Annotated in this window: 6 protein-coding genes; 3 read left to right on the forward strand and 3 right to left on the reverse strand. The window is 32.1% G+C overall.

The features are described from left to right. On the forward strand, positions 1-1,089 hold a 1,089-nt coding region (locus ABJH90_RS00005), incomplete at its 5' end, for a hypothetical protein (RefSeq protein WP_348338018.1). Positions 1,090-1,710: 621 nt separating this feature from the next. Here ABJH90_RS00005 and ABJH90_RS00010 read toward each other — a convergent pair. After that, positions 1,711-2,079, reverse strand: coding sequence for a hypothetical protein (locus tag ABJH90_RS00010; RefSeq protein ID WP_348143188.1), 369 nt, complete (start codon positions 2,077-2,079; stop codon positions 1,711-1,713). A 659-nt stretch (positions 2,080-2,738) separates the two neighbouring features. On the opposite strand from ABJH90_RS00010, the gene ABJH90_RS00015 reads away from it, so the two are divergent. Both ABJH90_RS00015 and ABJH90_RS00020 read left to right on the forward strand, forming a co-directional pair. Continuing rightward, a complete protein-coding gene (locus ABJH90_RS00015) occupies positions 2,739-3,425 on the forward strand; it encodes an acetyltransferase (protein ID WP_348143190.1) in 687 nt (228 codons plus the stop codon). Between the two features lie 174 nt (positions 3,426-3,599). Then, positions 3,600-4,901 (forward strand): CoF synthetase, encoded by a 1,302-nt coding sequence (locus tag ABJH90_RS00020; RefSeq protein WP_348143193.1) that lies wholly within the window; start codon positions 3,600-3,602, stop codon positions 4,899-4,901. A 161-nt stretch (positions 4,902-5,062) separates the two neighbouring features. On the opposite strand, the gene ABJH90_RS00025 is transcribed toward ABJH90_RS00020, so the two are convergent. Together ABJH90_RS00025 and ABJH90_RS00030 are read right to left on the reverse strand one after the other, a co-directional pair. Beyond that, the gene (locus tag ABJH90_RS00025) at positions 5,063-6,172 is read right to left on the reverse strand and encodes a hypothetical protein (protein WP_348143196.1); all 1,110 of its coding nucleotides are present in this window, start codon (positions 6,170-6,172) and stop codon (positions 5,063-5,065) included. Positions 6,173-6,397: 225 nt separating this feature from the next. Continuing rightward, entirely contained in the window at positions 6,398-6,883 is a 486-nt protein-coding gene (locus ABJH90_RS00030; protein ID WP_348143199.1) for a hypothetical protein, read from the reverse strand. Positions 6,884-7,591 lie beyond the last annotated feature (708 nt).

The following is a 7,591-nucleotide window of genomic DNA, read 5'->3' on the forward strand; positions in this document are numbered from 1 at the left end:
CCTGGGGTGCTATTAAGTATTAATGAGTTCGCGTTTCTTTTATTGCCCATTATCAATTTATTTTGTTATTCTCCGAATAATGTAATAATCAAAAACACTCGGTTAAAAAGAAACATTGTTTTATTGTTTATAGTACTTGTATTTACCGAAGTTGTAGTTAAAAATGTTATTTATGGTCAATCAATTGGAGATGCCTTTAAAACCATAAGAATTGGGTTGACCTTATTTTCATCTTTAATTCTAATAACTCAAGGGATAAGGGCCGATATTAGAATCGTTTGGAAAACACTATTAATGGCCATAAGCGTTTCAGCTATACTATCTTTTGTATCATTGGCAATTGATCCTAACATATTGGTAGAACAAGGAGGAAGGGCAGGAACTGCAAACGCCTATTTCGGAGTAATTGGTCTTTATTTACTTATTGAAGATAAAAATAAATGGTACAATCAAGGTAAGTTAGTAAAGATTACCGCAGTTTTAAGTTTAATAGGATTATTGCTTGGCTTTAACAGGACTTATTTGGCCCTATTATTTTATGAAGGTGTTTATTTAACATTTAGACGGTTTAGTATAAAAAAATTTTTCAAAATATTATTTTTTGTTGGCATATTTTTAGGAATGCTTTTTTATGTATACAAAACAAATGATATAATTGGGAGACAGGTTGATAAGCGTATTTTGTCAATTGTTTTAGGCGAGGCTGATCTAAAAGAGAACACTGTTGAAAATAACCGTGATTTAATTTATGATAATATAGAAGCGAGAATTAATGAGAACCATTGGGTTTTGGGTTTGCCATATAAGAAACCTGTTTTCAGTAGATATAATCTTGAAAATGAATATATAGCATATGCTAAAACCGATACAAGTTTTATCAATATCCTCTTAAGATATGGATTTCTCGTTTTACTATTATTTTTTAATGTCCTATATCTTATGTATCGAAAAAAATATTTTATTCCCATAATATTCTGGGTGTTTTTTTTCGCTTCTTTTAATACTGATTCGCTTTTGGCTCAAAACAGCGTGTTTTTTCTTTTCATTTTTTCATTTGTTTTACTTTCAAGCTATAATTTCAAGAAATAACTATAAAAAAATTCTTATATTGACTAATATTCTTCCAGTCAGCACTATTAGTCGAAAAAAAAATGAGAATAATATTCTATTAGAAGCGAAGACCAAATACTTTCGTTTAAGAGTAGACTGAAATTCACATATATCTTTAGTTTACCTAGAACGTTTCGGTTTTTGAGATTATTAAAAAAAGATGGAAAAAATATAATACGTTACAGAATTCCAAGAATTATTATTGCTACTAAAATTTCATAAATAACAGATTCATTATTTAAATCCTCCTAGGTACATTACTGTACTTGTCCAAGGTTTCGCCACCTACAAAACTATAAATGCCCGTTATCCGGTTATCCTTTGCATCATAGGTAACCTCAACCCAGAACATTAAAACGGCTAATTACGCTCCTAAACTCTAAAAAATGAAATTGGTTAGAATTTATAAGAGTGGATAGATAAGAATGCTACAGATGCATTTTACGTAAAACGTTTAGGTTGTTTATAAGGAGATGAGTTGGGCAAAGGGGAGAATTTAATGGAAGTACAACTTCTATTTGAGCATAGTTCTAACAGAATAACTGAAATATACACCCGTGTGTCAACAAATACTTTTAAAAACATTAAAAATCCATTGGATTAGCCGTCTTGACAAAATAGAAATATACTTACCAGTTCGTATATCCGTACGTTGTAAACAATTAAAGAAAAACATGATTTGTCTAACTCCTCCAAACGCAGTTGTTCTTTTTCATACCGGTCATATATTTCAGGCCTGTTGAGGATGTTTTCACGTTTTTGCCTAATACTCTGGCCAATTTTTAAAGTTTCTACATTATGTTGTTTGTCAAAAGGTGTTTTAGGCTTCTCGAATAGATATAACCCTAAAAATTCTCGTCTTGTAGGCTCGCCGGTCTCTGGGTGAGGAATAGGAGGGTAAAAATCAAGATATAAGCTTTTGCGTCCTTTGGAAATACTCTTCTGTCTTAATTTAACTTTCGTTGCCATTTAGAAATACCAAAAACGAATTTTGAGGTACAAATTTTCTCGATGGTAGGATTGAGGTACAAGGAAGGCACAAAATGTGTCAAAATAAACAGCTAAGAAAACTAAGTAGAAATAGATGAATATCGTTTAAAAGCCTGAAAATTCGATGTTATGACGATTTAGTACTATTTTGTTATTGTGTTGTTTTGAGAGGTTACTTTCCGATACAGAAATTGGCAAAACTAATCCCTGAAGAATCAATAATTAAACACTTTTTATTTTCAATTGTACTCTATTAAATTCGTAACATGGGATTTATTGTGAATACCATAAAAGTGGGCAAAGAGAAACACCAAATAACTTTTTAACTATACTATTTATAGAGTAAAAACTTAATTTCAAACCGTTATAAATCCCGTTTTACTTCTTCATAGTACTTTGGGTTTAGTATAAAACTTTAAGGTTGAATATCAGCGTTAATCTTCTAATATTGCACTTATAATATAGTTTTTCTTTATTTTTATTTTTTTCACATTTATGGTATTGTAGAGCAATCCATTCTACTTCCCTGCGTTTTTAATAAAATGTAATTTAAGAGGAGATAACACTCGGAAGATGGGAATAATAGTTAAATTTTATTTGGTAGCCTCTTACATTTAAAATTCATAAGAATAAATTTAATGGAGAAAATTATCATTATCGGGGCTTCAGGCCATGCAAAAGTAATAACAGATATCATTGAAAAAAATGGGCAATACGAGATATACGGGTTTGTTGATTCCTATAAAAAAATCGGGTCTGATATTCTTGGATATAAAATAATAGGTGATGCAAAATGCATCCCCTACCTGAAGGAAAAGGAGGGGATAAAAAAAGGAATTGTTGCCATTGGAGACAATTGGAAAAGAAAAGAAATGGTCAAAAAAATTAAGGCCCTGGTAATGGACTTTGATTTTATTTCAGCAATACACTCATCGGCAAGTATAAGTAATTATATTTCAATAGGAAAAGGAATTGTCGTGATGGCTGGGGTAGTTGTAAATTCAGATGCTCAAATTGGGGATTTTTGTATAGTCAATACCAAAGCTTCCTTAGGCCATGATAGTATAATGGAAGAATTCAGTAGTCTTTCCCCAGGGGTTACGATAGGGGGCAATGTATCAATCGGCAAATTCACTGCCATATCAATAGGAGCTACGGTTGTTAATAATGTCAATATTGGTAAGCACACAGTTATAGGTGCCGGAGCGTTAGTTACAAAAGAAGTTGGAGACTTTCAGATTGCATATGGAAGTCCTGCAAAACTTATCAAAAAAAGAAATAAAGGGGATGTATACCTAAGTAATAATTCAATAAACGAGTATTAAAAATAATACTCCAATTACTTTTTTTTGCTTTGTATTCCAACCTAATGGTTAATTTTTAAAAGACCTTTTATTTCATGAAGAAACTATGGATTAATTTCTATTTACATAAATATTTAAATGGATTATAATTAAAAAAGTTGGTCTATTTTACTAAGTAAAAAAACTATAAATTTAATGGGAATTGGAAATACTATCAGGAGAATTGGATTTTGGGCCATTGATACCTTTAAGGGTGGTCACATTAAAATGCATTATCAGGATGTTGCGCAAATAATGGAAAGTCCATTTTCTGAAAAGGCAGTAAATAGAAGAAATGAAATACTTAATGAATTATTGGAGCACTCCATTAAAACAGTACCATTTTATTCCAGATATGTACAAGTTCATTTTAACCAGTTCCCTGTTATTAAAAAAGATTTGATTCTGGATAATTTTGATGATTTCAAATCACACAAATTTCTAACAAAATCATTATACAAAGTTGCCACAAGTGGTTCTACAGGTATTCCTTTTTTCCTGTTTATGAACCGTAACAAAAGAAACAGAAACACTGCGGATACATTATTTTTCTTTAACAAAGTAGGATATAATATTGGTCAAAGATTATATTATTTAAGACTTTGGAAAGGTGAGCATAAAAATGCACTAAACAGATTACTGCAAAATATAATCAAAGTGGACATCTCTAAAATGAACGATGAAATTATTAATGCCCTGTTAAAGGAACTTCAAAAAGATAAGTCCTCTAAAGCAATTATTGGCATTGCGTCTTCCTTTGATACATTATGCGATTATTTGGATAAGAATAATTCAGAAAATAAAGATTTTAATATTAAATCTTTTGTTGCCATTTCCGAGGCATTAGATCCATATACCAAAAAATCAATTAAAAAGTACTTCAAAGCGCCTGTTGTTTCTAGATATTCCACAGAGGAGCAAGGAATAATAGCACAACAGGAAATCAATGATAATGATACATTCAAAATTAACTGGGCTAGTTACATTATTGAAATATTTGATTTGAAGAAAGACACCAAAGCCGAACTTGGCGAAATAGGCAGAATTGTAGTAACTGATTTATTTAATTATAGCATGCCCTTAATTAGATATGATACAGGCGATATAGGAGTTATGGAACTTTTAGACAATGAGCTTGTTCTTACAAAGATAGAAGGCCGTAAATTGGACTTGATTTATGATACCAAAAATAGATTGGTATCGTCCTATGGTATTTATCCAATAATGAAGATTTATTATCATCTTATAAAACAATACCAGTTTATCCAGGTAGGACAAAAAGAGTATGTCATTAAATTAAATCTTTATGGAGCATTTGATTACAAGAAGGAATTAGTTAAGAGCTTTAAATACCTTTTGGGAAATGATGCTGAAATAAATATTGAATTTGTAGATGAGATTCCGGTACTGTCATCTGGAAAGAGAAAGAAGGTAATGAATACATTTAACCAGAGCTGAAATAAACTTTAGTCCAAACTTTCCTAAAAACATAAAATAAAAAAAGAAGAAGCGACAATTGTTTATTAAACATTCCCGCTTCTTCTGATAATTTGCTATTCTTCAAATCAAACCCATTAACCTCAAATTAATAAGTTAATTTTTAGGTTTAAAACTTCACTTTAATCTTCATAATCTCCGCAAATGACGGAATGAAGAATCACATTAATTTCACCACTTAATCCTGTAGCTATTGTGTACTGACCCGGTGCTACCGTCGGTTTACCGTTATTCGGATTTGATGGGACAGGATCGTAACCTGCATAGGTGTGGACTTCATTTATTTCATAGCCGTCAAAAATATCATAGTCCACGGAAACAGTACCACCACTGTAATTCACTTCTGCAGTACCTACTAAGGTGCCCTTACTCAAATCACACTGGCCAGCTCCTGCGTAGATATCGAAGGTGTAAGTTCCTTCACCAGGCAGTTTCACTGTCCATCCCCAACGGTTAAATTTATATGGGTCTTCTAAATCTATAAAGCAAGTATTAATCCCATCATCGATAGTCTGTGCTCTTCCAAACGCTGTTTCGCAAGCAGCTTCTGGTTCGCATTCTAATGGGTAAGGAATTATAATACTTTGCTTACTACTATCCGTAGGAATAAGTATAATGGCAAGATTTTGACCAGCAACTGGTTCAAAACCACCTCCATTAGCAATAGCGTCATCAACAATTTCCTGTCCTTTAACAACATCATTGGGATCTGTGGTACCCCAATTACCTATCGGATTAGTTAAGTAAGTACAACTTATACAATTCTCATTGTCGATAAGTTCCCAAATAGCCCACTGTATGTGTCCGTAAGTATATCCCTGGCTAATGAAATCTTGATTAAGTATCCAATTGACCTTATCAAAATTTCCTGGATTTTCAAATTCCCCTACAGGGAAACTCCCATAACTTGAATAAACATTTGCTTCAACATCGCAATCTTCATTAACATTAAGAGTCTTATCAACATCTACGCACCATGCCGGAATATCTAAACCAGCTAAATCTCCGGATGCAATGTCTACTAAGAAATAAGATTCAGTACCCGGCTTAGTAGTTGGACAAAATTCTACCAATGCCGGAAGTGTCGGGGTTAGATTTACATAGCAATCCTCCTCCGATGAACTACTTCCTTTACCTTCAACAGCGTTCAGGCCATCATCACCCAAAGGCTCAACTTGGCAGGAAACAAAAGCCAGGGTAATGGTTAATAATAGTGGGATGATTTTTTTCATTTTAAATGTTTTAAGGTTATTTTTTCATCATTAAAAATATAAAGATATAATGTTTAAGGGTTTAAGGGAAAATAATGCGATAAACTACATGCGAAACCGATTAAATACATCAGTATAAGATAAAGACTACAACATTAGTTTTCACACTAAAATATTGCCAAAAAAAATCCGTAATCATATTTTTTTTGTCAAATTAAACAGAATGGTGCTAAATGAAATTGTTACCTACTTCCCGATACAAAAATTGGCAAAAATATTCCCTAAAAGGTCATCGGTGGTGATCTCACCGGTAATCTCTCCAAAATAATAAAGCGCCTGTCGGATATCAATAGCCAGAAGATCGCCAGATAAACCTTCCTGCAGTCCCAGCTGCACTTTTTTAATCTCCTCCAAAGCTTTTATTAATGCATCATAATGCCTGCTGTTAGTCACAATAGTCTCATTATTTCTTAAAACCCCTGCATTGACATCATACAAGAGCTTCGATTTGAGCTCTTCTATTCCAAGACCGGTTTTGGCAGAGAGTAATTGGTATTCAATTTTGTCCTTATCGCTTAACAATTGATTCAATTTGTTCTTTAAATTCAATAATTTATCAGTAGGAAGAAGGTCTGTTTTATTAATCAGGGCGATTAAAGGTTTTGAGGGATATTTAGTTCTTATCTTTTTTAGTTCATTATAAAAGCTCGCTTCATGATCTAATACATCCACAGCTGATATCAGGAAAAGTGTATGCCGGCCACATCCTTTCCATTCATTCGTTATTCAACTTTCGTCCCCTATTTACTTTGATTTTGGTATCTTTTTCTTCGCTTCCATACCTGCAATTATTATACTTTAATCGATTTTTCCAACATCCTGACAGACAATCTTTACCTCTTCATGATTTTGGCGTAATATTAACTATAGCGTTCTTTAAATGAAACATAAAGTAAGCTTCCAAAAGAGGTAGCCCGTAAAAAGAAACATTTAAAGAGTGTTTTTTTTTAGAACATTTCGGTATCCTTGAAAGTAAGGGCCTTGTATGACTTAACTTTTTGTCTGTAATCTATAGTCAGGCATTATATGATTAATTAGGCCTTTTACTTTAAGGATGACAAGATCTGAGTATTTCAAAAATAATGACCCATTAAACCTAATTAAAAAAAAGCAAATTCTAATTCTTATTTCTGAAATAAAACTTAATTTTTAGATGCATTCACTCTTCAATCGTATATTTTATATAATTCTATTTATTGGTTTTTTTTACCTACGAATGAAAAAACCTATTTGCCATTGCCTGGGGTGCTATTAAGTATTAATGAGTTCGCGTTTCTTTTATTGCCCATTATCAATTTATTTTGTTATTCTCCGAATAATGTAATAATCAAAAACACTCGGTTAAAAAGAAACATTGTTTTATTGTTTATAGTACTTGTA

Source organism: Eudoraea sp. (assembly GCF_039969275.1).
Classification (GTDB): domain Bacteria; phylum Bacteroidota; class Bacteroidia; order Flavobacteriales; family Flavobacteriaceae; genus Eudoraea.

Bases quoted from the DNA above. Each gene is read 5' to 3' on its own strand.
- ABJH90_RS00010 (WP_348143188.1), bottom strand. From the start codon at position 2,079: ATGGCAACGAAAGTTAAATTAAGACAGAAGAGTATTTCCAAAGGACGC.
- ABJH90_RS00025 (WP_348143196.1), bottom strand. From the start codon at position 6,172: ATGAAAAAAATCATCCCACTATTATTAACCATTACCCTGGCTTTTGTT.
- ABJH90_RS00020 (WP_348143193.1), top strand. From the start codon at position 3,600: ATGGGAATTGGAAATACTATCAGGAGAATTGGATTTTGGGCCATTGAT.
- ABJH90_RS00015 (WP_348143190.1), top strand. From the start codon at position 2,739: ATGGAGAAAATTATCATTATCGGGGCTTCAGGCCATGCAAAAGTAATA.